At 65.1% G+C, this 23,537-nt stretch carries 18 protein-coding genes; 9 read left to right on the top strand and 9 right to left on the bottom strand.

Features of this window, described 5'->3' with window-relative positions; all coding sequences use genetic code 11:
* Window positions 1-43 precede the first annotated feature (43 nt).
* Window positions 44-1,774: an amidohydrolase gene (locus A5766_RS06480; protein WP_231894572.1), complete on the bottom strand. Its 1,731-nt coding sequence runs from the start codon at window positions 1,772-1,774 to the stop codon at window positions 44-46.
* Window positions 1,734-3,221, bottom strand: coding sequence for an APC family permease (locus tag A5766_RS06475; RefSeq protein WP_064863709.1), 1,488 nt, complete (start codon window positions 3,219-3,221; stop codon window positions 1,734-1,736). The genes A5766_RS06480 and A5766_RS06475 overlap by 41 nt, the downstream gene beginning before the upstream one ends.
* 152 nt (window positions 3,222-3,373) lie before the next feature.
* On the opposite strand from A5766_RS06475, the gene A5766_RS06470 reads away from it, so the two are divergent.
* A complete protein-coding gene (locus A5766_RS06470) occupies window positions 3,374-4,474 on the top strand; it encodes an isocitrate/isopropylmalate dehydrogenase family protein (RefSeq protein ID WP_005208718.1) in 1,101 nt (366 codons plus the stop codon).
* Here A5766_RS06470 and A5766_RS06465 read toward each other — a convergent pair whose 3' ends face one another.
* Window positions 4,475-5,635, bottom strand: a complete 1,161-nt coding sequence (locus tag A5766_RS06465) for a lipase family protein (RefSeq protein ID WP_005208717.1) — start codon at window positions 5,633-5,635, stop codon at window positions 4,475-4,477.
* Window positions 5,636-6,064: 429 nt separating this feature from the next.
* Here A5766_RS06465 and A5766_RS06460 point away from each other — a divergent pair, with 429 nt between their 5' ends.
* The 3 genes from A5766_RS06460 to A5766_RS06450 are packed head-to-tail and all read left to right on the top strand — an operon-like array spanning window position 6,065 to window position 8,745.
* Complete coding sequence (locus tag A5766_RS06460; protein WP_005208716.1) at window positions 6,065-7,000, top strand: ABC transporter substrate-binding protein; 936 nt, start codon at window positions 6,065-6,067, stop codon at window positions 6,998-7,000.
* Window positions 7,001-7,003: 3 nt separating this feature from the next.
* The gene (locus A5766_RS06455) at window positions 7,004-7,963 is read left to right on the top strand and encodes an amino acid ABC transporter permease (RefSeq protein ID WP_064903888.1); all 960 of its coding nucleotides are present in this window, start codon (window positions 7,004-7,006) and stop codon (window positions 7,961-7,963) included.
* Window positions 7,960-8,745 (top strand): amino acid ABC transporter ATP-binding protein, encoded by a 786-nt coding sequence (locus tag A5766_RS06450; RefSeq protein ID WP_005208953.1) that lies wholly within the window; start codon window positions 7,960-7,962, stop codon window positions 8,743-8,745. The genes A5766_RS06455 and A5766_RS06450 overlap by 4 nt, the downstream gene beginning before the upstream one ends.
* Window positions 8,746-8,805: 60 nt before the next feature.
* Here the strand turns inward: A5766_RS06450 and A5766_RS06445 are convergent, their stop codons facing one another.
* On the bottom strand, window positions 8,806-9,645 hold the full coding sequence (locus A5766_RS06445; RefSeq protein ID WP_064903886.1) for a class I SAM-dependent methyltransferase: 840 nt from the start codon (window positions 9,643-9,645) through the stop codon (window positions 8,806-8,808).
* A 52-nt stretch (window positions 9,646-9,697) separates the two neighbouring features.
* A complete protein-coding gene (locus A5766_RS06440) occupies window positions 9,698-10,285 on the bottom strand; it encodes a 2'-5' RNA ligase family protein (RefSeq protein ID WP_064903884.1) in 588 nt (195 codons plus the stop codon).
* Between the two features lie 306 nt (window positions 10,286-10,591).
* Here A5766_RS06440 and rpsA point away from each other — a divergent pair, with 306 nt between their 5' ends.
* On the top strand, window positions 10,592-12,061 hold the full coding sequence (gene rpsA / locus A5766_RS06435; protein ID WP_005208946.1) for a 30S ribosomal protein S1: 1,470 nt from the start codon (window positions 10,592-10,594) through the stop codon (window positions 12,059-12,061).
* Window positions 12,062-12,218: 157 nt separating this feature from the next.
* Window positions 12,219-13,412: a dephospho-CoA kinase gene (gene coaE, locus A5766_RS06430; RefSeq protein WP_039856981.1), complete on the top strand. Its 1,194-nt coding sequence runs from the start codon at window positions 12,219-12,221 to the stop codon at window positions 13,410-13,412.
* Between the two features lie 7 nt (window positions 13,413-13,419).
* Here the strand turns inward: coaE and A5766_RS06425 are convergent, their stop codons facing one another.
* Complete coding sequence (locus A5766_RS06425) at window positions 13,420-13,941, bottom strand: DUF402 domain-containing protein (protein WP_064903901.1); 522 nt, start codon at window positions 13,939-13,941, stop codon at window positions 13,420-13,422.
* Between the two features lie 79 nt (window positions 13,942-14,020).
* Here A5766_RS06425 and uvrB point away from each other — a divergent pair, with 79 nt between their 5' ends.
* The 3 genes from uvrB (at window position 14,021) to helR (ending at window position 19,262) form a co-directional block, all read left to right on the top strand.
* Complete coding sequence (gene uvrB / locus A5766_RS06420; protein WP_005208941.1) at window positions 14,021-16,183, top strand: excinuclease ABC subunit UvrB; 2,163 nt, start codon at window positions 14,021-14,023, stop codon at window positions 16,181-16,183.
* Window positions 16,184-16,357: 174 nt separating this feature from the next.
* Window positions 16,358-16,798 (top strand): universal stress protein, encoded by a 441-nt coding sequence (locus A5766_RS06415; RefSeq protein ID WP_005208939.1) that lies wholly within the window; start codon window positions 16,358-16,360, stop codon window positions 16,796-16,798.
* Window positions 16,799-17,060: 262 nt separating this feature from the next.
* Entirely contained in the window at window positions 17,061-19,262 is a 2,202-nt protein-coding gene (gene helR / locus A5766_RS06410) for an RNA polymerase recycling motor ATPase HelR (protein WP_064903882.1), read from the top strand.
* Between the two features lie 19 nt (window positions 19,263-19,281).
* On the opposite strand, the gene A5766_RS06405 is transcribed toward helR, so the two are convergent.
* From A5766_RS06405 to A5766_RS06395, 3 genes are read right to left on the bottom strand one after another with little or no spacing between them, the layout of a single operon-like run.
* Window positions 19,282-21,627, bottom strand: a complete 2,346-nt coding sequence (locus A5766_RS06405; protein WP_005208936.1) for a HelD family protein — start codon at window positions 21,625-21,627, stop codon at window positions 19,282-19,284.
* Window positions 21,624-22,400: a hypothetical protein gene (locus A5766_RS06400; RefSeq protein WP_005208934.1), complete on the bottom strand. Its 777-nt coding sequence runs from the start codon at window positions 22,398-22,400 to the stop codon at window positions 21,624-21,626. The genes A5766_RS06405 and A5766_RS06400 overlap by 4 nt, the downstream gene beginning before the upstream one ends.
* A 56-nt stretch (window positions 22,401-22,456) precedes the next feature.
* On the bottom strand, window positions 22,457-23,431 hold the full coding sequence (locus tag A5766_RS06395) for a DoxX family membrane protein (RefSeq protein ID WP_039856969.1): 975 nt from the start codon (window positions 23,429-23,431) through the stop codon (window positions 22,457-22,459).
* Window positions 23,432-23,537 lie beyond the last annotated feature (106 nt).

Here is a 23,537-nt window from a genome sequence, read left to right as displayed (position 1 = left end):
GCCGTATGCCTGATGCTCGCCGTTGCCTCGACGCTCAAGCGGGTCAGGCGTCGACGTGGTCGGCGCGATGCACCACGTCGCCTCCGACCATGGTGAGCACGATCGGGGCGTCGGCGAGTTCGTCGGGCAGGCACCGGAGCGGATCGACGGCAAACGCGGTGAGATCAGCGCGACAGCCCACCGCGATGGCACCCGCGTCGCTCGCGCCCTGCGCTCGTGCGGCGTGGCTCGTATAGCCCTCGAGCGCCATGCGCGCGGTGAGTGCCTGTCCGGGAAGGATCGGAGCGTCGTCGAGATGTCCCGCGCGGCGTCGGAGCTGGGCGTCGGCCATGATCGAACGGGCATCGAAGGGGGCGATCGGCCAGTCCGACCCCAACGCGAGGATCGCTCCCGCGTCACGGATGTCGCGCGTGCGGAATGCGCGGTCGGCACGTTCGGCGCCGAGTCTCTCCGACCAGTTGTCGGAGTGGTCGGAGCGCGTGTAGTGGGTGCAATGGGTCGGCTGCATGCTCGCGACAACGCTTTGCCGCGCGAAACGGTCGACGAGGTCGTCGGGGAGCGTCTCGATGTGTTCTATCCGATGTCGCGCGCCGGACGGGAGCTCGGGTAGATCGGCGAGACTGTCGAGTGCATAACGGATTCCGGCGTCGCCGATCGCGTGGGTCACCGTGGGGACACCTCGCTGTGCCAAGTAGCGCAGCGCGTGTCGGTACTCCGCCGGGTCCGGCCACAGCGGTGCGGTTGATTCGCCATGGGAGTCGGGAGTCTCGAGCCACGCGGTGCCACCGTCGATGGTCCCGTCGACCATGAACTTGACGCCGTCGACACGCCACCGCCTGCCACCGCGACGCTGCAGTTCGACGATGTGATCGAGTTGCTCGGTGTCAGTGCCGGGCATGCAGAACGGAGCGAAGCGGAGTCGCATGGGAAGCTCGATGTCGGCTTCGAGTGCGGTGACGAGCTCGCCGCTGTCGCCTTCGAAATCCATGGCGTTCGCTGATGTCAGTCCGGCCGCAGCCATGGAGCCGAGGAGTTCGGTGAGGCGTTGTCGGCGTTGCTGCGCCGACTCGGGCGGTACGACCGCGGAAACGACGCTGACCGCTTCCAGCTCCAGCAGGTGGCCCGTGGGAATGCCGTCCTGGCAGACGATCTCGGCGTTGCCGCTGAATGTCCGTGGGCCATCGATGCCCGCGATGCGCAGTGCCGCCGGCGTGGCGAGTGCTGAATGACCGTCGAAGAGGTAGAGCAGGGCGGGCAGGTCGGGTCCCACCGCCGTCACCACCACGTCGGACGTGACGGGTCGGCCACCGAACGCGTTGGGATCGAGGCCCCAGCCCCGTACCCAGCCGTCGACGACCGGGGCGGTCCGCAGAGCCTCGACGAGTTGATCGAGGTTCTCGACGCCCGAGAGGTCGACGCCGGCCGAAATGTCCAGTCCGAGAACAGGATGGATGTGTCCGTCGATGAGGCCGGGGGTGAGTGTCGCGCTCCCAGATCGACGATCTGAGTTGACGCAGAGATGTAGGTGGCCAGCGAATCCGCATCCCCTAGTGCGCAGATCCGCCCGTCGGAGATGGCGACGGCGCTGTGGCCCTGTTCCCCTGTCAGGGTGTGGATGGTCTTGGCGAAAATCACCGTGTCGGCTCGCTGTGTCATTGTCGTCCCTGCGTACGTCGTTGAGTGTGGTCTGGTACGTGATTGAGTTGTGCCACTGCGCCTTCGGGTCCCTGGTGTCAGCGTTCGGTGTCGGCGTGCGGGTCGTCGTAGAGGCCACCGATGCGGGCATAGGTGCGTGGCACCCGGGCGCGGAAGTAGAGTGCCGCAACGATTCCGAGGAGGAACACGACTCCCACGCTGCCGACAAGTGCCGCGTTGGCCGCGGTGCCCATGTTGGTCAGCAGCTTGATGTTTGCCACGAGTAGTAGCAATGCGAGGCCGAGAAGGATGGTGCTCAGGACTCCCGCGATCAGTCCGACCCGCTCGGCCCCGACGTAGTGCTTGCGCACGAAGTACGCGACCACAGCGAGCGATGTGATCACCTGCAGCGCAATGATTCCCACGATTCCAGGGGTGTTGAGGACCAGTAGGAGTTGATAGTAGGGATCTGCACCGGCCAGGCCGAACGCCGCGATGACGACGGCGGCGAGGATGGTCTGCAGATTGCCTGCGCGAGAAGGGGATTTGTACACAGGGTGAGTGCGATCGAGGATGCGGGGCAGCGCGCCGTCGCGTGCGAGTGCATACGTGTAGCGGTTGATGGCGTTGTGGAACGCGATCTGCGACGCCAGAGCGCTTGTGACGATGAGCAGTGACATCACGTCGGTCGCCCAGGTGCCCACATACGTCGTCATGGCGGAGAAGAAGAGGTCGGCGACGTCGTCGCCCGCGGCCTGCTGCACCTGAGCGGCGCCGAATGCCTGGACGATGAAGCAGTAGAAGATCGCCATGAAGCCGACTGCCCAGTAGGTCGCGCGGGGGATGGAGCGGTCGGGGTCGCGAGCCTCGGAGCGATAGAGGGCCGTCGACTCGAATCCCATGAACGCCGCGAACGCAAAGGCCAGCACGCCTGCCATTCCCGGAGCGAAGATCGCCTTGGGAGTGAAGGTGGAGAACTCGATACCGTGCGCTCCGCCCTTGACGAGGATCGCGACGGCGAGAACCAGCAGGATGCCGGTTTCGAGGGCGAGGAGGACTCCGAGGAATCGCGCCCCGACGTCGATTCCGCGACGGCCGACGAACCACACGATCGCGATCGCGACGAGTGCGAGTACGGGCCAGGGGATGTCGACGCCGAGCACCCGCGAGATGGCGTCGTGCGTCTGAACGGCGAGGAGGCCGTACACGCCGATCTGGAGTGCGTTGTATGAGACGACTGCGAGGAAGCCTGATGCGAGTCCCGCGACCCGACCGAGTCCAAGCGTGATGTAGGAGTAGAAGGCGCCTTTGCCGCCGGTGGCCCTGGTCATGGCCATGAACGCCACCGCGAACACTGCGAAGCTGATTCCAGCGGCGAGATAGGCGACCGGCGCGCCGACACCGCCGATGGCCAGGGCCAGGGGCGCGACGCCCGCCATCACGGTCAGCGGGGCCGCCGCCGCGATCACCATGAAAGCAATCGACGGTGCGCCGAGTGCGTCCTGCTTGAGATCGATGCCTGCTGGTGGTGGCGAATCGACAGCGGCAGGTGGAGTGGCGACTCGGGATGGATCGGCAGTGCTCATGGGGAGCCTTTCGAGAGCGACGCTACGAGAGCGTCGTCGAAGAGAATGGCGGCTGGCCTGCGGCGTTGAGGGCCAAACCGAATGTCATTCGGTTTCTAGCTATGCTGAGGTGGCTCGGCAGAGTTGTCAAGCGTTCTGGCAATATTTGCGAGATGAGCAGCGACAGTCGATTGGCGATCGGTGTACTCGACGGCGACGGAATCGGGCCGGAGATCGTGCCGATCGCCGTCGACGTGGCGGTTGCGGCAGGTGCGCGCGAAGACATCGAATTCGATTGGGTGACTTTGCCTCTCGGTCGTGACGCAATAGCCGAGTACGGCACGCCGACACCGCAATCGGCGCTCGAGGGTCTCGACGAACTCGACGTGTGGATTCTCGGCCCACACGACTCGGCCGGATATCCCGAGGAGTTCCGTGGGATGCTGACGCCTGGTGCGGTGATCCGTAAGCGGTTCGGGCTGTATGCGAATATCCGGCCGTGTCGGGCCTATCGCGGTGTGGCCGCAACCGCTCCCGACATCGACGTGGTGATCGCGAGGGAGAACTCCGAGGGGCTGTACGCCGACCGGAACATGGCCGTCGGGAGTGGTGAATTCATGCCGACGCCCGATGTTGCGCTCGCGGTCGGAGTCGTCACCCGTGAGGCGAGTCGTCGAATCGCTCGAGAGGCATTCCGACTCGCGAGGCAACGCTCACGGCATGTCACCATCGTGCACAAGGCCAACGTTCTACGACTCACGACCGGCCTCTTCCGCGATGCGTGCCGCGAGGTGGCGGTGGGCTTCCCTGACGTCGACGTCGACGAGCAGCATGTCGACGCGATGGCAGCACTGCTGGTTCGCAGGCCCGCGGATTTCGACGTGCTGGTCACCGAAAACCTCTTCGGCGACATCCTCTCCGATCTCGCAGGCGAGTTGGCGGGATCGCTGGGAATGGCAGGTTCGGTGAACTGCTCGTCGACCAAGGCCATGGCGCAAGCCAGCCACGGTGCGGCCCCCGACATCGCCGGACGCGGAATCGCCGATCCCGTCGGCATTCTCGCCTCGACCGCGATGATGCTCCGATGGTGGGGCGATCAGCGATCCGACGATGCACTCACCCGCTGCGCCGCGAGAATCGACAACGCCATCGACGTCACGCTGGCCGCGGGGATTCGCACGGCCGATCTCGGCGGGAGTGCGACCACAACAGCGTTCGGTGCCGCGGTCGTCGAAGCGATCGACCGCGGCACCGAACGGGCTGATGGGTCCTGACTAGCTGATGGGGCCCAGGGTATTGCCGGTCGGAATTCCCGAGCAGTAGGTCGCGGGACGCCCAGCGAAACGGTCGGCGAGGAACTTCTCCGCATCGGGTGCCCAGGGCAGGAATGCATCGAAGTGACTGAGCTTGGGATAGGTCTTGTATTGCGTAGGAACTCCTTCACGGCAGTACTTGGTCGCCAATCCCTGCACGTCGCCGTCGATCATGATCCCGTCGCCGGTTCCGTCGACGTTGCAGACACCGAGGAACATCGGATTTCTCGGCTTGCCGACCCAACCCATGAAGTTCTGGTTGAAGGCTTGCGGGATCCCCGGGACGGTCAACAGCCCCGGATGCTGCGGTAGCAGCAATTGTGTGTCGGTCAGTCCCGGATATTTGGTCGCGAAGTTGATCAGGCACTGCCCCTGGGTCTGCGCGAGTGTTTGGGTTCCCTTGGGGGACAGGTACTGGCCGATGTTGAGGTCGAAGGTCGCGTTGTAGACGTTCATGAGCGCGGGGATCACGCCCGCCCACTGCTTGCTTCCGTTGACATAGGGCAGGTTGTGCGACGGCTGGACGAGGACTCCACCCGCGGCGGCGCCGACGATGTGGAGTTCGGGAGCGTAGCTCGCGGCGAGGTCGGCGCCGAAGCCGGTGGGCACCGATCCGCCCGAGTAGCCGAAGAGCCCGACCGGCGTCGACGAGGGCAGGCGCAGATGTCGCTCAGCGGTACGGATGCTATCGAGAGCGGTCTGCGCGGACTCGCGCCCCATCGTCCAGCGCATCTTCAAGCCTTCATAGTCGGGGACCACGACGGTGTATCCCTGCGCAAGAAATGAGCCGATGATGATGTCGTCGAATTCCGGTCCGCGGCCGGTATTGCCACCGCGGAGAGCGTACGAGGGATCGCATTGTGACCCGAGTGCGTCATAGGGGGAGTGATACGAGATCAGTTTTCGCGGTCCGGATGTCAACGGCTCGATGATGGAGGTGACTGCTGCCGTCGGCGTGCCGAACTGATCCGTGGTGCGGAACAGGATCTGCGTCGCAACTGCCGGAAACCTCTTGTCGCCGTAGGCCAATTGGACGACGCGAGTCTTCAGTGGGGCACCGGGTGCGACGTGGGTGAGACTTCGCTGCGTGCCGTAGAAGGGGTTCTGGGATGGAGGCTTCAATGGACTCGCGGAACCTGTTGCGGGCACGAGGAAAACCCGTGAGCGTCGCCGCCAAGAGTGCCGCAACAAATCCGGACAATGCGACCCAGAATGGCCGAGTGGGGCGTATCACGCTCGGAATGCTAATTCGAATAAAGGCTCTTCGCAAACTATATCGTGAATCCATCAATTCACGTTTTCTAGAAAATGTTCGCGGAGAGAATTTTCGAATCGTACGTGCTTTCTTGGTGATCGATACGGGATTTGGGTGGGTACAACCACGCGCCCGGCCGCGCCGGTGCTCGGGCGCGTCGTCGGGTCGAAGCACGGTTAATCCTTCGTAACTACCGGGTGGATTGCACCGGAAGCCAGTAAGTTATTGCGAAGTGCCGACGGTGTGTCGGTGTGTGGTCTCGAGGCGCTCATGGGGGCGCCGGGGGAAGGATTTCGATGCGACTTCAGCATTCGACACGTTCGCGACGATGGCGATTCGGCGGTCTGTTCACCGCGCTTGTGGCTGTTCTGACACTGGTACTCGCCGGATGTACCAACAATGAATCCGACGAAGGCGGTGGCGAGGCGGCAGCCAGCTCGTCGAAGGCAGTGGAGGTCGCCAAGGTCGATTCCATCGCCGCGCTGGTACCCGCACCGATCCGGCAGTCGGGCCAGCTGATCGTCGGTGTCAACGTTCCCTACTCGCCCAACGAGTTCAAGGATCCCTCCGGCAACATCGTCGGCTACGACGTGGATCTCATGAACGCCGTCTCCGGCGTCCTGGGTCTCAAGCCGGTGTACAAGGAAGCCGACTTCGACAAGATCATCCCGGCGATCCAGCAGGGCACCTATAACGTGGGCATGTCGTCGTTCACCGACAGCAAGGAGCGCGAGCAGCAGGTCGACTTCGTCACCTACTACAACGCCGGTGTGCAGTGGGCGCAGCAGAAGGGCGGCAGCATCGACCCCAACAACGCCTGCGGCAAGCGGGTTGCTGTGCAGTCGACCACCGTCGAGGACACCGACGAGGTTCCTGCCAAGAGCAAGGCATGCACCGACGCGGGCAAGCCGGCGATCGAGAAGGTGAAGTTCGACAGCCAGGACGAGGCGACCAACGCGCTCGTGCTCGGCAAGGTGGACGCGATGTCGGCGGATTCGCCCGTGACCGCGTACGCGATCAAGCGCTCGGGCGGCAAGCTCGAGGCTGCCGGTGGAGTGTTCGACTCGGCGCCCTACGGCTACCCGGTGCAGAAGGGGTCGTCGTTGACGCAGGCTCTGCAGCAGGCCGTGCAGCACCTCATCGACAACGGTCAGTACAAGCAGATCGCCGAGAACTGGGGCGTCGAGGCAGGCGCGATCCAGAAATCGGTGATCAACGGCGCGGTCAGCTGACCCGTGTCGACGCCGTCTGACGGCCGAGTCGGGGTCGACTCCGCGAAAGTGGAGCCGACCCCGATCAAGGCCGTACCACTCAAACATCCAGGTCAGTGGATCGCCGCGGCGATCGTGCTCGTCCTCGTCGCGCTGTTCGTCTACGGTGCGGCCACCAACAAGGCGTATGCGTGGGACACCTACGCGAAGTACCTGTTCGACACCCGCATCATGTCGGGCGTCGGCTACACACTCGCGCTGACGGTCCTGTCGATGGTGATCGCCATCGTGCTGGGTGTGGTGTTGGCGATCATGCGCCTCTCGCCGAATCCGGTTCTCCGTGCGACGTCGTGGGTCTACCTGTGGATCTTCCGCGGTACCCCGGTCTATGTGCAGTTGGTCTTCTGGGGCCTGTTCCCGTCGATCTACAAGCGGATCGACCTCGGTATCCCGTTCACGGTGCAGTTCGCACACTTCGACATCCAGTCGCTGAACGCGGCATTTCTGTTCGCGGTCATCGGCCTGGCTCTGAACGAGGCCGCCTACATGGCGGAGATCGTGCGCGCAGGTGTGTCATCTGTGGGTGAGGGGCAGACCGAGGCGTCGGTGGCGCTGGGTATGACGTGGTCGCAGACCATGCGTAGAACGGTGCTCCCGCAGGCGATGCGCGTGATCATCCCGCCGACAGGCAACGAAGTCATCAGCATGCTCAAGACGACGAGCCTCGTGGCGGCGGTGCCGTTCAGCCTCGAGCTCTATGGGCGTGCGCGCGACATCTCGGGCGTGATCTTCCAGCCGATTCCGTTGTTGATGGTCGCGTCGACCTGGTATCTCGCGGTGACGAGCATCCTGATGGTCGGCCAGTACTACCTGGAGCGCTATTACGCGCGGGGCGCGACACGTGCGCTGACAGGTAAGCAACTAAAGGCCCTCGCCGCAGAGGCCGAGGTGACCGATCCACAACACGGGGGTGGGGGAGTATGACCACGGTTGAAGAGACGTCGGCGACACCGATGGTGCTTGCCGATCGAGTGTGTAAGAGCTTCGGTACGACGCAGGTACTCAAAGGTATTTCGCTGGAGGTCGAGCGCGGTGAGGTTCTCTGCATCATCGGTCCGTCGGGCTCTGGCAAGTCGACGTTCCTGCGATGCGTCAACCATCTCGAAGAGGTCAACGCGGGACGGCTCTACGTCGACGGCGACCTCATCGGTTATCGCGAACGCGGTGGCAAGCTCTATGAGATGAGTCCGAAGGACGCGGCCAAGCAGCGCCGCGATATCGGCATGGTGTTCCAGCACTTCAATCTGTTCCCGCATCGGACAGTGATCGAGAACGTGATCGAGGCGCCGACGCAGGTCAAACGAAAGAACAAGGCCGAGGCCACTTCTCGGGCCGAGTACCTGCTGGAGCGCGTCGGACTCGCCGACAAGGCGGAGTCGTATCCGTCGCAACTCTCCGGCGGACAGCAGCAGCGCGTCGCGATCGCCAGAGCGCTGGCGATGGAGCCGAAACTGATGCTCTTCGACGAGCCGACGTCGGCGCTCGACCCCGAGTTGGTCGGTGATGTGCTCGGTGTCATGCGCGAACTCGCGGCAACGGGAATGACCATGCTCGTCGTCACGCACGAGATGGGCTTCGCCCGCGAGGTGGCCGACCAGCTGGTGTTCATGGACGGCGGCGTCGTCGTCGAACAGGGCGATCCGCGAGAGGTGCTCGCGAACCCGCAGCACGAGCGGACGAAGACGTTCCTCTCGAAGCTGTTGTGAGCGGCCCCGCTGTGATTGACCCCGGTGTGATCGGTTCAGCTGTGATCGGTTGCGTTGGGGTCAGCGGGGTTTGACACAGCAGAACACCGCGGTGCCCGGAAAGTACTGTCCCCGAAGCGGACTCCACTGACCCCACTCGTCCTCGAGGTCGTCCGGCCATTCCGGTTCGACGATGTCGTCGAGGATGAGTCCGGCAGCGCGGATGTCGCGGACCCGATCGCCGATGGTGCGGTGATGTTCGACGTAGGTGACCGTGCCGTCGGCGTCGACCTCGGAATAGGGCGTTCTGCTGAAGTACGGCATCGTGACGGTCAGCCCGGCGGGCCCTGGGTCGTCGGGAAACATCCAGCGCATCGGGTGATTCACCGAGAACACCCAGCGGCCGCCCGGCCGTAGGACGCGTGCGGCCTCCGCCATCACCCGGCCGGGTTCGGCGACGAAAGGCACTGCGCCGAAAGACGAGAACGCGATGTCGAAGCTCTCGTCGGCAAAGGGCAGCGACTCTGCGGTCGCCTGAACGAGCGGTACCCGCGGTTCGTCGAATCGCTTCATGGTGGCGAGTCCGTGATCGAGCATCTTCTGCGACAGATCGAGTCCGACGGCGCGCGCACCTCGGGCGACGAGCCACCGTGAACACGGCGCGGACCCGCACCCGATCTCGAGGATGTCGCGGCCGGCGACATCGCCGAGCAGGTGAACGTCGGCCTCTCGCAATCGTTCTGGCCCCCACACGAACTCGCCGCCGCGGGAGTCGGAGCCGAGGAAACCGCCGTGTTCGCGGTGATAGTCCTGCGCCTCTGCGTCCCACCAGGTGCGGCTCGCGGCATCGCTCGTCGACGAATCGATTCGTCCGAGCAGTCGCGGCGGGTGCGGAGTCTCGTCGTCGCCGATCACCTGCACGAGTCTAGATCCGGATGAGTCTAGATCCGGCGCGGCCGCCAACCCCTGAGAGTCATTCGCCCCACTCCGAACTCTCGGGACGCTTGCCGAGGACGACATCTGTTCGACTATCGCCGTCCCAACGTCGGATAGCGGTGATGGTCGCGGGAGTGCCGTCAGGCCGACCGCTGTGAGAGGGCAGATCGAGCGCGGCCACGACGTCGCCGAGAGCGTCCGAGTGCACGCGGCGCGCCATCGTGACGTGTGGGGTCCACGATCCGGGCAGCGAGTGGGAGAAGACGCCGGGCTCGTCGTCGGCGGTGAACGCATGGCCGTACAGCGCCTCGACCACCCGCACATGGGCGGCCAGCAAGCGAGCCGTCGGCACCACCAGCAGTGCAACGACGAGTCGGTCGTCACGGCCGAAGACCAGTGGTGCGCCGAGAGTGACCGGAATCGGGAGGGTTTCGGCGCACTGATGTATCGCGTGGTCGGCGGCTGCGTCGATCCGATGCGTCGCGGCGGCCGTGACGTGCGGGCGGTTGGTGGGCGACGGGTTTCTGCCTGCGTTGGGCAGGTTCGACGCCGCGAGCGCATCCCACAGCGCGCGCAGGCGACGCTCCGAATCTTCGTCGAAGAGGAATTCGACCGAATGCGCCAACGTTGCACCTCTCGCGTGTCGTCGTATCCCCAGCTGTGTCGTATGCCTGCTGTCTCGTATGCGCGGTGGCGGGATGCACTCAGAAGTGGTATTTGCCCAGCACAACGCCGCTAGAGTAAGGTGGACAAAGCGCGTGGAGGCATCTTTCGCGCAGTTCAGCTTGTCGTCACCTGGACGTCACCCTCGTGTGATGACCTGGGAGAACGCTGATCGGTCGCACTGTGATCGAGATGCGCGTCGCCTGACATCGCTGTTCAAACAATGTGAACTGTACCTACTACATACCTGTCCGGAGCAACTCAACATATGTCGTCCCCCACGATCACCTCGCCGCAAGTAGCCGTCAATGACATCGGCTCGGCTGAGGACTTCCTCGCAGCCATCGACTCCACGATCAAGTACTTCAACGATGGCGACATCGTCGAAGGGACCATCGTCAAGGTCGATCGTGACGAGGTTCTGCTCGACATCGGTTACAAGACCGAAGGCGTGATCCCTTCTCGCGAACTGTCGATCAAGCACGACGTCGACCCCTCTGAGGTCGTCAACGTCGGTGACGAGGTCGAGGCCCTGGTTCTCACCAAGGAGGACAAAGAAGGCCGCCTCATCCTGTCCAAGAAGCGCGCGCAGTACGAGCGTGCCTGGGGCACCATCGAGGAGCTCAAGGAAAAGGACGAGGCCGTCAAGGGCACCGTCATCGAGGTCGTCAAGGGCGGCCTGATCCTGGACATCGGCCTGCGCGGCTTCCTCCCGGCATCGCTCGTGGAGATGCGTCGTGTGCGCGATCTGCAGCCGTACATCGGCAAGGAGATCGAAGCCAAGATCATCGAGCTCGACAAGAACCGCAACAACGTGGTGCTGTCGCGTCGTGCATGGCTCGAGCAGACCCAATCCGAGGTCCGCAGCGAGTTCCTGCACCAGCTCCAGAAGGGCCAGGTCCGCAAGGGCGTCGTGTCCTCGATCGTCAACTTCGGTGCGTTCGTCGATCTCGGCGGCGTCGACGGTCTGGTCCACGTTTCCGAGCTCTCCTGGAAGCACATCGATCATCCGTCCGAGGTCGTCACCGTTGGTGACGAGGTCACCGTCGAGGTTCTCGACGTCGATCTCGACCGCGAGCGTGTGTCGTTGTCGCTCAAGGCAACTCAGGAAGACCCGTGGCGTCAGTTCGCCCGCACCCACGCGATCGGTCAGATCGTGCCGGGCAAGGTCACCAAGCTGGTTCCGTTCGGTGCGTTCGTCCGCGTCGACGACGGCATCGAGGGCCTCGTGCACATCTCCGAGCTGGCCGAGCGCCACGTCGAGGTCCCGGACCAGGTTGTCGCCGTCGGCGACGACGCGATGGTCAAGGTCATCGACATCGACCTCGAGCGTCGTCGTATCTCGCTGAGCCTCAAGCAGGCCAACGAGGACTACACCGAGGAGTTCGACCCCTCGAAGTACGGCATGGCCGACAGCTACGACGAGCAGGGCAACTACATCTTCCCCGAGGGCTTCGACGCCGAGACCAACGAATGGCTCGACGGCTACGAGAAGCAGCGTGAAGAGTGGGAGAACCGCTACGCCGAGGCCGAGCGTCGCCACAAGATGCACACCGCGCAGATCGAGAAGTTCGCTGCTGCCGCAGCCGAGGCCGAGAAGGCCCCGCAGGACTACTCGTCGGCATCGTCGGAGAGCCGCAGCGCTTCGTCGAGCAGCGCTCCCGCATCGACGGGTGGCTCGCTGGCCAGCGACGAGCAGCTCGCCGCACTGCGCGAGAAGCTGTCGGGCAACGCCTGATAGTCGCGTCTCGCACGTAAACGACAAGAGCGCCTTCCGGATTCGTCCGGAAGGCGCTCTTGTCTGTGTATGGGGGTAGATGCAGGTCGTGGAGTCGGCACACCGACTTCGGCAGTCGGATCACCTGACAGGTGGGGTGTTTGCCACACTGGACCTCGTGATCCGAGTAGGGCTCTCCGGCGGCATCGGAGCCGGCAAATCGACCGTGGCCAAGACCTTCGTGGAGCGGGGTGGATATCACATCGACGCCGACAAGATCGCCCGTGAGGTCGTCGAACCGGGCACGCCGGGTCTGACGCAGTTGGTCGAGACTTTTGGCGACGACATCCTGGCCGCCGACGGGACGCTCGATCGACCAGCGCTGGCCGCCAAAGCCTTCGTCGACGACGAGAGTCGACAGAAGCTGAACTCGATCACGCATCCGCTGGTCGGTGCGCGCACGCAGGAACTGCTCGCTCAAGCTGCGTCGAATGCCATTGTGGTGCAAGATATCCCGCTGCTCGTCGAAGGCAACATGGCTCCGTTCTTCCATCTCGTGGTGATCGTGGGGGCCGACGAGGAGCTGCGCGTCCAACGCCTGACCGAGCTGCGTGGCATGCCCGAGGACGACGCGCGCGCCCGAATCCGCGCCCAGGCCACCGACGAACAGCGACGGGCCGTCGCCGACGTCTGGCTCGACAACTCGGGCACGCCAGACGATCTCGCGGCCGCTGCCGCCGAGCTCTGGGACCAGCGGCTGGTGCCCTACGAGGAGAATGTGCGCTCCCGGACGATCGTCCCCGGGCCGTTGGAACTGGCCGCTCCGGAGCCGGCATGGGCGGCTACAGGTGCGCGACTGGTCAATCGACTGTGGGCACTCGTCGGCGACAAGGCGTCGGCGATCGATCACATCGGTTCGACGGCGGTGCCGGGCCTGATAGCGAAGCCGACCATCGACATCCAGGTCACCGTGGCCGACCTTGACGTCGCGGATGCTCTGGCCGATGTGCTGGCAGACGGCGGGTTCCCGCGTAATCCACAGACCACCAGCGACCGGCCGAAGCCGGATCCGGAGACCGGCTCGGTCGATGAGGGCCTCTGGGGCAAGAGGTTCCACGGTTCGGCCGATCCCGGGCGGTCGGTCAATGTGCATCTGCGGGCGCAGGGGTCGCCGGGCGGTCGGTTCGCCGTCGAGTTCCGCGATTGGTTGCGGTCCGACGCCGCAGCACGCGACGAGTACGCCGAGGTCAAGCGTGCTGCACTGGCTGCGGCAGACGGCGACCGCGACGCCTACGTCTCGGCGAAAGAGCCCTGGTTCGACAGTGCATATGCGCGAGTCGCCGCCTGGCGTGCCGATCGTCGGGAGACGTAGCGCGCCATCAGCCGTCGAGCCACGACACATGCCCACCGCTCGCGACGTCGAGCCACTTCTGGATGTCGTGGTTCTGTTCTGCCGCACCAACAAGTGCACGCCGGGCGATATAGACGGCTTCCTGACACTCGTCGGTCGATAACAGGCCGGCTGCGTGTGCCTCGAACAGTTCGTCGACGTCGATGAGTTCCAGTGGGCGGCCGGGGACGTCGACGAGATCGAGGTACCAGTCCTCGGCGTGCCAGCGGCCGTCGGTGTCGGGGCCCTGGAAACGTCCGATGTCGAGGTAGAGGCGCTGCCCGGTCCGGTGCCCTTCGACGAAGTGGAAGATGTTGGCGCGAAGTCCGAGTGCGGGCAGAAGCCAGGACTCGAGGTGACTGAATCTGGGGTGATCGGCGGTGCGCGACATGTAGAGACCGAACGAGGCCTCCTCGTAGCGGTCCACCGGACGGACGAATCCCTTGTTGTCGGTATTGGTCATCGCGGGCACGTCGAAGATCTCCCGCTTCGGCGGGTGCAGATCGGACATCGTCACACCTTAACCGCAGGTCACGGGGTGTGCGTGAATCCGGAACAGATTTGTCATAGGTCGCGTTTACCCTGGCACTATGGCTTTTGCTACCGAACACCCGATTCTCGCGCACTCCGAGCACCGTCCCGTCGGTGCCGTCGAACGTACCGAGGGTCGGTTCGAGGTGGTCAGCGAGTATGAGCCCGCAGGTGACCAGCCCAAGGCGATCGACGACCTCGAACGTCGTATCGCGGCGGGGGAGCGCGACATCGTCCTACTCGGCGCCACCGGTACCGGTAAATCCGCGACCACGGCGTGGTTGATCGAGCGGGTCCAGCGCCCGACGCTCGTGATGGCGCCGAACAAGACGCTTGCTGCGCAGCTCGCCAACGAGCTTCGAGAGATGTTGCCGCACAACGCTGTCGAGTACTTCGTCTCGTACTACGACTACTACCAACCCGAGGCGTACATCGCCCAGACCGACACCTACATCGAGAAGGACTCGTCGATCAACGACGACGTCGAGCGTCTGCGGCACTCGGCGACGTCGAGCCTGCTGTCGCGACGCGACGTGGTGGTCGTCGCATCGGTGTCGTGCATCTACGGCCTCGGCACGCCGCAGTCCTACCTCGACCGTTCGGTCGAAGTAGAGGTCGGCGACGAGATCGACCGCGACGCGCTGCTCCGCTTGCTGGTCGACGTGCAGTACACACGCAACGACATGTCGTTCACCCGCGGCAGCTTCCGTGTCCGCGGCGACACCGTCGAGATCATCCCGTCGTACGAAGAGTTGGCGGTGCGGATCGAGTTCTTCGGCGACGAGGTCGAGGCGCTCTATTACCTGCATCCGTTGACCGGTGACGTGGTCAGGCAGGTCGACACGCTGCGCATCTTCCCCGCGACGCACTATGTCGCGGGACCTGAGCGCATGGAGAAGGCGATGACGAGCATCGAGGAAGAGCTCGAGGCGCGTCTCGCCGACCTCGAGGGCAAGGGCAAACTCCTCGAGGCGCAGCGCCTGCGCATGCGGACCAGCTACGACCTCGAGATGATGCGGCAGGTCGGGTTCTGCTCGGGCATCGAGAACTACTCGCGCCACATCGACGGCAGGCCTGCGGGCAGCGCCCCCGCAACGCTGATCGATTATTTCCCCGACGACTTCCTGCTCGTGATCGACGAGTCGCATGTGACGGTTCCGCAGATCGGCGGCATGTACGAGGGCGACATGTCGCGCAAGCGCAATCTGGTCGACTTCGGGTTCCGGTTGCCCTCTGCGGTCGACAACCGTCCGCTCACTTGGGACGAGTTCGTCGGTCGCATCGGGCAGACGGTCTATCTGTCCGCGACACCCGGCGCATACGAACTCGGCCAGTCCAACGGAGAGTTCGTCGAGCAGGTGATCCGCCCGACCGGGCTGGTCGATCCGCAGATCGTGGTGAAGCCGACGAAGGGGCAGATCGACGATCTGGTCCACGAGATCCGCGACCGCACCGAGCGCGACGAACGCGTGCTGGTGACGACGTTGACCAAGAAGATGGCAGAAGACCTCACCGACTACCTCCTCGAACTCGGTATCCGCGTGCGGTACCTGCACTCCGAGGTCGACACCCTACGACGGGTCGAGTTGCTACGGCAGCTCCGGTCGGGCGAATACGACGTGCTGGTCGGTATCAACCTCCTACGCGAGGGACTCGACCTTCCCGAGGTGTCGCTCGTCGCGATCCTCGACGCCGACAAAGAAGGGTTCCTGCGGTCGACGACGTCGTTGATCCAGACGGTGGGACGTGCCGCCCGTAACGTCTCCGGCGAGGTGCACATGTATGCCGACACGGTCACCGAGTCGATGCGCAACGCGATCGAAGAGACCGAGCGTCGTCGTGAAAAGCAGGTCGCCTACAACAAAGAGCACGGTATCGATCCACAACCGCTGCGTAAGAAGATCGCCGACATTCTCGATCAGGTGTACCGCGAGGCGGAGGATTCGGTCGTCGATGTCGGGGGTTCCGGCCGCAACGCCAGCCGTGGACGGCGAGCGCAGGGAGAGGTCTCCAAGGCGAAGGGCGGTTCCGCAGGAGTCATCGAGAAGCGAGACGTCGGGTCGATGCCACGGGCCGAACTCGCCGATCTGGTCGCGCAGCTCACCGAGCAGATGATGAGCGCGGCTCGCGATCTGCAGTTCGAACTCGCAGGTAGGCTGCGCGACGAGATCGCAGATCTGAAGAAAGAGCTGCGCGGCATGGATGCTGCCGGAATCAAATAGTTGTCACTCAAATGTGGGACGTTCGTCCCACGGGGGTCTGCGGTGTAGCGATCGCCGTGATCATCGGACAAATGTTGCGTGGCACACTATCCTGCCGATTCAGGTGACTCTAGAGTTGTCGTGATCGATGAAGTCCGCGAATGTGCGGAATCAGACATGTGTGGAGGTCAAGGGATGGGCGCTTACCAGACGATCGTCGTCGGAACGGACGGATCGGAATCGTCGTTGAAGGCGGTCGATCGAGCGGGTGCGATCGCGGGCGATTCGAAATTGGTGATCGCATGCGCATACTTTCCGAACGACCGCGGTGCCGGCGAGGCTGCGGACGTTCTCAAAGACGAGGCCTACCAGGTGACCGGAAGTGCCCCGACCGACGAGATCCTGCGACGGGCGAAAGAGCGAGCATCGAAGTCGGGAGCCACGCAGATCGTCGCGCGCCCGGTGAAGGGCGCACCCGTCGACGCACTGCTGCAACTGGTCACCGATGTGCAGGCTGATCTTCTCGTCGTCGGCAATCGCGGACTGAACTCGATTGCGGGACGTCTGCTGGGTTCGGTGCCTGCCGACGTCGCGCGTAAGTCTGCGTGCGATGTGCTGATCGTGCACACCACCTAGTTCCGTTCTCATCGAAACCAACAGCCGGGCACACGGATTCGTGTGCCCGGCTGTTGCGCGTGTGCTGGTGGTTGTGATGACCGTCGTGGTGATGCGTGCCGTCGTGATATGCGCTCAGGGGAGCGTGTCCTGATCCGCCGTGATCGCCGCTACGTCCCTGCCCTTTTCACTATAACGCGAGGTAGGGGCCTTGCCGCAAGGCCCCTCCCCGGGTGCACAATCGGTGATTCCGCCCCCGCCCAGCCTTTTTCGGAGTCGCCCAGTGCCTGCAGTGACCGACCATGTCTTCAACCTTCCCGCCGGTTCACCGAAATCCGCCTCGACGCGCATCGAGAGCGATGTGCGCCATTTCGCCGATACCGCCGCGTCGCTTGCCGGCACCGTCGACGTGCTCTCGACCAGGCTCGATGCCACGCGAAAGGCAGAGGGCGGAGGTGGGCAGCGCGCATCGGATCGCGACCTCGAGATACACCAGTTGGCGGGCCGCCTACGGACGCTTCGTCGCTTCGGGCTCGACCTGTGCATCGGAAGGATGACGCTGACCGACGAGTTGGAGCCCGTGTATGTCGGCCGTGTCGGACTGACCGACTCGACGGGCCGACAACTGCTCGTCGACTGGCGAACCCCCGCCGCTGCTCCGTTCTTCAACGCGACGGCGGCGCAGCCGATGGGAGTGCGCTCGCGCAGACGCTATCGATGGGCGCGCGGGCAGATCACCGACTACTGGGACGAAGTGTTCACCGCGGACGCCGTCGACGACGGGGTATGGCTCGATGGTGATTCGGCGCTGCTCGCAGGCCTTTCGGCGAGTCGGTCGCCACGCATGCGCGACGTGTTGTCGACGATCCAGGCCGACCAGGACGCCATCATCCGCGCCGACTCGGCAGGTGCGCTGGTCGTCGATGGCGGCCCCGGTACCGGAAAGACCGTGGTGGCGCTGCATCGTGCCGCCTATCTGCTCTACTCCGACGCGAGGCTCACGCGTGGCCGCCTCCTGATCGTCGGGCCGCACGAGCAGTACCTGTCGTATGTCGCCGATGTCTTGCCGAGCCTCGGTGAAGAAGGCGTGCAGACGTGCACGTTGCGCGATCTGGTCGCCGAGGGCGATACCGCGGTGCCCGAGACCGATGACGCCGTGACGGCACTGAAGTCGACGGCCGGGATGGTCGACGCGATCGAGACGGCGGTGCGGTGGTACGAGGAACCGCCGACGGAGCCGCTTCTGGTCGAGACCGAGTGGGCGGATGTGACTGTGCGGCGGCGGGATTGGGCCGAAGCATTCACGGCGCCCGAGGCGGGCACGCCACACAACGAGGCGCGGGGTGCGGTCTGGCAGTACCTGGCCGAGACGGTGCAGCGACGCATAGGTGACGACGACCTCGACCGGGACGATGTGCAGGAAGCGTTGCAGCGCAATGAATCTCTTGCGGCGGCAGTAGGGCGCGCGTGGCCGATGCTCGACGCGACGGATCTCGTCGGCGACCTGTGGTCGGTTCCCGCGTTCCTCCGAATGTGTGCCCCGTGGTTGACGCCGGATGAGGTGCGACTCCTCCAGCGAGAACGTCCGGACGCGTGGACCGACGCCGACCTCCCGCTTCTCGACGCCGCGCGCAACCGATTGGGAGACCGCAGCGCAGACGATCGGCGCCGCCGCCGGTCTGCCGCCCTCCGCGCTGAGCGCCGTCGAATGGACCTCGTCGTCGACGACCTCATGGCGTCGACGACCTACGACGACGGCGAGGGCCTGATGTCGATGCTTCGGCAAGACGACCTGCGCGACGTTCTTGTGGACGAGTCGGCCGCGCCGGACGTCGAACCCGACGCTCTCGACGGACCCTTCGCGCACATCATCGTCGACGAGGCGCAGGAACTCACCCCTGCGCAGTGGCGAATGGTGCTGCGGCGCAACCCGTCCGGGAGCATCACGATCGTCGGCGACAGGGCGCAGGCGCGCGCGGGGTTCGCCGAGACGTGGTCGGAGCGACTCCGCAGTGTCGGATGTCGCGACGTGCGTGTCGAGTCGTTGTCGATCAACTACCGAACACCCGCAGAGGTCATGGAGGCAGCCGAACCGGTCATCCGCGCGGCCATTCCGGACGCCAACGTTCCGTCGTCGATCAGGGAGTCGGGACTTCCCGTGCGACATGCCTCGCACCGTGACCGAGATGCGATAGTCGCCGAGTGGCTCGAACGCAACGACGAGGGCGTCGCGTGTGTGATCGGTGACCCGGACTTCGCAGGCACCGACCGGGTGCGCGCACTCGATCCGATCACCGCGAAGGGCCTCGAGTTCGATCTGGTCGTGGTTGTCGAATCCGAGGTCTTCGGAGCCGGGGTCTTCGGAGCCGGGATCACCGGGGCCGTCGACCGCTACGTATCGATGACCCGCGCGACCCGCGAACTCGTCATCCTGCACCCCGAGGGAGGGCGTGCGGGCAATCCGGATGAGCGCTCAACGGTGTGAAGCGCGTCGTCGAAGCCGTTCAGCGACGGGGCATGTCGTCGAGTTCTGCTGGTAGCGGGTCGGCGTTGACCACGACGAGGCGCTGCGTGCTGCGGGTCAGTGCGACGTAGAGGTCGCTGTATCCGCGCGGCGACTGAGCGATGAGCGCGCTCGGTTCGACGACGACAGTCGTGTCGAACTCGAGTCCCTTGCAGGTGGTCACGGTGTGGACGCGGGGGAGCTCGTCGACGCCGAGCGCGGATGGGTCGAGGTCGGCGACCGCCTGCGAGGTTTCCTCGAAGAGGCTGTCGGGCACCACGATTCCGGTCAGGCCGCGCAGCTCCGGTTTCGTGGCCTCCTCGATCGCGGTCGCGACGACGTCGGCCGTCGACGCGGAGCGGGCGTACGGATCGATTCCGTTGCTGCGCAACGATGTCGGTGGTGTGAGCGAGTCGCCGACGTGCGCCAGGACGCGCGCGGCGTAGGTCATGATCTCGCTCGGCGTGCGGTAGTTGACGGTCAACTCGCGCAACTGCCAACGGTTCGCGACGTAGGGCGTCAACACTTCACTCCACGACGTCGTGCCCGCAAGGTCGCCGGTCTGTGCGGTGTCGCCGATGATGGTCATCCATCGGTTCGGGATTCGTCGCATCACCATGCGCCACGCCATGCCCGACAACTCCTGCGCTTCATCGACGATGACGTGGCCGAATGTCCAGGTGCGGTCGTTGAACGCGCGCTCTGCGGTGGTCGCGCGTTGCACGTCGGTCTGGCGCGCGGCGAGTTGCTCGGCGTCGATGAGGTCGTACGCCATCAGGATCTCCGGGTCGAGCTCGTCCTCGAGATCCTGTGGTGCCGAACCGGTCAGGATGTCGAGCGCATCCTGCGCGTCGGCGAGTTGTCGACGCCAGCGCTCGCGTTCGGCGCGTTCAGCCTCATCGGTGCCGTAGCCGACGAGTTCGGCGAGTTCGTCGAGCAGCGGAACGTCGGCGGGCGTGAACTCGTCGGTCTCGCTGCCCTTTTCCGCCTTGCCGGCGGGCCCGCGGCGTGCGCGGTGGAGCGCTGCGCGATCATCGTCGGACCAGCCAGGTGTCGCTTTGCGGATGGCGGCGGGGTCGTCGTAGAGGTCGCGGAGGACGTCCGTCGGGGTCAGCATCGGCCAGAACGCGAGCACTGCCTCGCGGATATCCGGATCGCGGCCCATGTCGTCGCGAATGTCCTTGAGGTCGGCGGGGGTGAGCAGCTGCGATCCGTCGAGCAGACTGGCGCCGATCGCGGCCGAGTGCTTGGCGGCGAGCGCGTCGAGTGCCGAGCGCAGGAACACCGGTTGGGCCTGGTTGTGCGCCCTGCGCGACCCACGTGCGGCCGCGCGGGCTGCCTTGACGAGCGCGCTGTCGATCTCGACCCGGTAGCCGTCGAAATCCACGGAGACGGGCTTCGTCGGCAGCGACTCGTGTGACCGAACGGTGCGCTTGAGGACGTCGAGCATCTGCAGGCGACCCTTGACCTCACGGGTGCGTCGGGGTTCGTCCGCGGTCGCGGTGACACCGGGGAAGAGCTCGCCGATCGTCGCGAGGAGCACGCCGGACTCACCGAGCGATGGCAGCACCTGGCCGATGTAGTCGAGGAAGTCGCTGTTGGGTCCGATGATGAGAATTCCACTGCGCGAGAGGATGTCTCGGTGCGTGTACAGAAGGTAGGCGGCACGGTGTAGTGCGACGGCGGTCTTACCGGTGCCCGGCCCACCCTGAATGACCGTGACGCCGCGATGCGCCGACCGGATGATGAGGTCCTGCTCGCGCTGGATGGTCTCGACGATGTCGGTCATCTCGCCGGTGCGCGCGGCATTGAGCGCAGCGACGAGCGCGGACTCGTTCACGACGTCGCCGTGTGCTGACTCGTCGATGGAAGCCTCACCCGCGGTGAGGAACTCGTCGTTGACTTCACGAACGCCGCGGTTTCGGGTGCGGATGTGTCTGCGGCGAGCGACCTCTTCGGGTGCGGCAGGCGTGGCGAGATAGAACGCCCGAGACAGTGGCGCTCGCCAATCGAGGAGGAGTGTGGTGTCGCCCTCGTCGTCGTCGAGGACTCCGATGCGTCCGATCCGACGGATCTCGCCGTCGTCGAGGTCGAGGCGGCCGAAATACAGATTGTGTTCGGCGGCATCGTATTTCGCGAGGTCGTCGACGTACATGCGTTCGTAGGACTCGCGCTCGGACAGCGCCTGCGGGGTGCCCGCGGACTCGCGCAGCGTCGAGGCGAGTCGACGACGGGTGTTGGCACGCATTCTGTCGAGACGGCGGTACACGGCGTCGAGGTGGGTCTGTTCCTCATCGATGCGGGGATCGGTGCGTTCGGTGTCGGTGTGTGTCGGCGAGGTACTCATCGGATCTCATCGTCGGGTTCGGCGTACGTACCGAATTCGGTGTGCGCGGTGTCGTCGGGATGGTGGGGTGCGGGGACGCGGGTGAGGCCGTCGGGACGGAACAGTCTGCGCTGGTGGATGCGCCTCGTCAGGTCCTTGCCTGTGTCGGGATCGCCGAGTCGCGCACAGACGGTCGCGGGCGGCTCTGCCAGCGACGGGTCGTCGAGATCTTCCGCAAGGTGCGCGAGGACTGCGCCCTGGGTGGAGAAGGGGAGTGGGGTCGACTGTCGATCGGTGAGGACTCCGTGTCGCGACGCGTATACGGCGAACTCGCGCACCGGCACCGGTGAGCGGACCGGAACGGAGTCGACGTCGTCGAGGCGTTCACGCAGGGGATGAGAAGTCGTGGTCACTGTCAATCGATGGTAATTGGGTTCGGTGCGGTCGAGTGCGGCGAGTTGCTCGTCGTCGAGCCAGAACGCGGTCAGCGTCGAGGTGGCCCCGGGAGACGCAAAGGGGGCTGCCGGGATGTATCCGCGGGCCGACACATGCGCCGAATAGCCGACGGCGATACCGTGCACGACGACGCGGGCAGGACTGATGTCGACGCCGCCCACATCGGCAAGCTTCGTGGTCAGTACCGCGCGGGATGCGTTGGACCCGACGGCGACCATGAGCGTGCGGCCTTCGCGTCGAATCTCGAGCGGGGCGTAGCCCGCAGGGTCGGCGACCCACGGATACACCGGGGCAGCGACCCACGGATAGAGGTGTGGCGGAAACGCGGCGGACCCCATGCGCCCGGTCGGAGTCTGTTCCGAAGGCGATGGGGTCCGCGCGTGGAGCGAAGGGGTCAGGACCGGGCCTTGCGCCAGCGCTTCTTGCCGTCGGCGACAGCGGCGTCGGCCTTGTCTCCTGCGGTCGACACCAGTTCCTTGGCCGACTCTGCGAGCTCTGCAGAGCGTTCACGTGCGGCTTCGGCGAGTTCGGCGGAGCGTTCGCGCGCAGCCTCGGCGATCTCGGGGGCGCGGTCGCGCACCTTGTCGGCGAACTCTGCGGAGCGCTCACGTGCCGTTTCTGCGATCTCAGCGGAGCGCTCGCGGGCGTTCTCGGCGACCACGGGCGCGCGGTCGCGGACCTTGTCGGCGAACTCCGCCGAACGCTCCCGGGCGTTCTCGGCAACCACGGGGGCGCGGTCGCGGAACTTATCCGCTGCCTCGGCAGAGCGCTCTCCCAACTTGTGTGCGTCCTGCTTCAGGAGACCGGCAGCCTCGCTGGACTTCTCGCCGAGCGTCGACGCGGATTCCTGTGCGTGCTCGCGGATCGAATCCCACGCGGTGGTGCTCGCCTTCGCGCCGAGAGGCAGGGCCGCGAGCGCGGCGTCGGCCTTGCGTCGACCACGCCACGCGAGTGAGGGCTTGCCCTCGGTGTCGGCCGCCGAGATCAGCAGGCCGCCCATCAGGCTCAGGTTCTTCAGGAAATGCGTGCGCTGCATGCTCCGCGCGACCGGGTCGGATTCCTCCCAGAAGGGATGGCCGGCGAACGTCGTCGGTGCGAGCGAGCCCGCGAGAACGGCCGACGCGAAGCGCGGGAACTTGCCCGTCGCCAGCAGGACGCCGCTCGCGAGCTGGATGCCGCCGTTCACCCGGACCAGCGTGACCGGATCGGTGGGGATGACGGAGGTGACCTCGTCCGGCAGCACACCCACGGTGCTCTCCACGAAGGGCTCCGCGATTTCTGCTCGCTTCTGCGGGTGTCGCAGGGCGTCATAGCCGGAGACGATGAACACCGATGCGAGCATCGGTCGGGCAATACGGCGGAGGATCATCTTGTTGACACGGTCCCTTCGGAAGTCACTGCATTAGTCGGTCACTGTGCTTTTCGGTCACTGCGTTGCTTTTCGATCACTGCGTTGGTCGTGCTTGTCGGTCACT

Origin of the sequence: Gordonia sp. 852002-51296_SCH5728562-b (genome assembly GCF_001665475.1) — a bacterium.
GTDB classification, from domain to species: domain Bacteria; phylum Actinomycetota; class Actinomycetes; order Mycobacteriales; family Mycobacteriaceae; genus Gordonia; species Gordonia sputi.
This window is presented reverse-complemented; position numbering and strand designations above follow the sequence as displayed.

Coding starts and splice junctions, on each gene's coding strand:
- A5766_RS06395 (WP_039856969.1), bottom strand. CDS start 23,431: ATGATCCTCCGCCGTATTGCCCGACCGATGCTCGCATCGGTGTTCATC.
- A5766_RS06460 (WP_005208716.1), top strand. CDS start 6,065: ATGCGACTTCAGCATTCGACACGTTCGCGACGATGGCGATTCGGCGGT.
- A5766_RS06470 (WP_005208718.1), top strand. CDS start 3,374: ATGAGCAGCGACAGTCGATTGGCGATCGGTGTACTCGACGGCGACGGA.
- rpsA (WP_005208946.1), top strand. CDS start 10,592: ATGTCGTCCCCCACGATCACCTCGCCGCAAGTAGCCGTCAATGACATC.
- A5766_RS06475 (WP_064863709.1), bottom strand. CDS start 3,221: ATGAGCACTGCCGATCCATCCCGAGTCGCCACTCCACCTGCCGCTGTC.
- A5766_RS06415 (WP_005208939.1), top strand. CDS start 16,358: ATGGGCGCTTACCAGACGATCGTCGTCGGAACGGACGGATCGGAATCG.
- A5766_RS06400 (WP_005208934.1), bottom strand. CDS start 22,400: ATGGGGTCCGCCGCGTTTCCGCCACACCTCTATCCGTGGGTCGCTGCC.
- uvrB (WP_005208941.1), top strand. CDS start 14,021: ATGGCTTTTGCTACCGAACACCCGATTCTCGCGCACTCCGAGCACCGT.
- A5766_RS06450 (WP_005208953.1), top strand. CDS start 7,960: ATGACCACGGTTGAAGAGACGTCGGCGACACCGATGGTGCTTGCCGAT.
- A5766_RS06405 (WP_005208936.1), bottom strand. CDS start 21,627: ATGAGTACCTCGCCGACACACACCGACACCGAACGCACCGATCCCCGC.
- A5766_RS06425 (WP_064903901.1), bottom strand. CDS start 13,941: ATGTCCGATCTGCACCCGCCGAAGCGGGAGATCTTCGACGTGCCCGCG.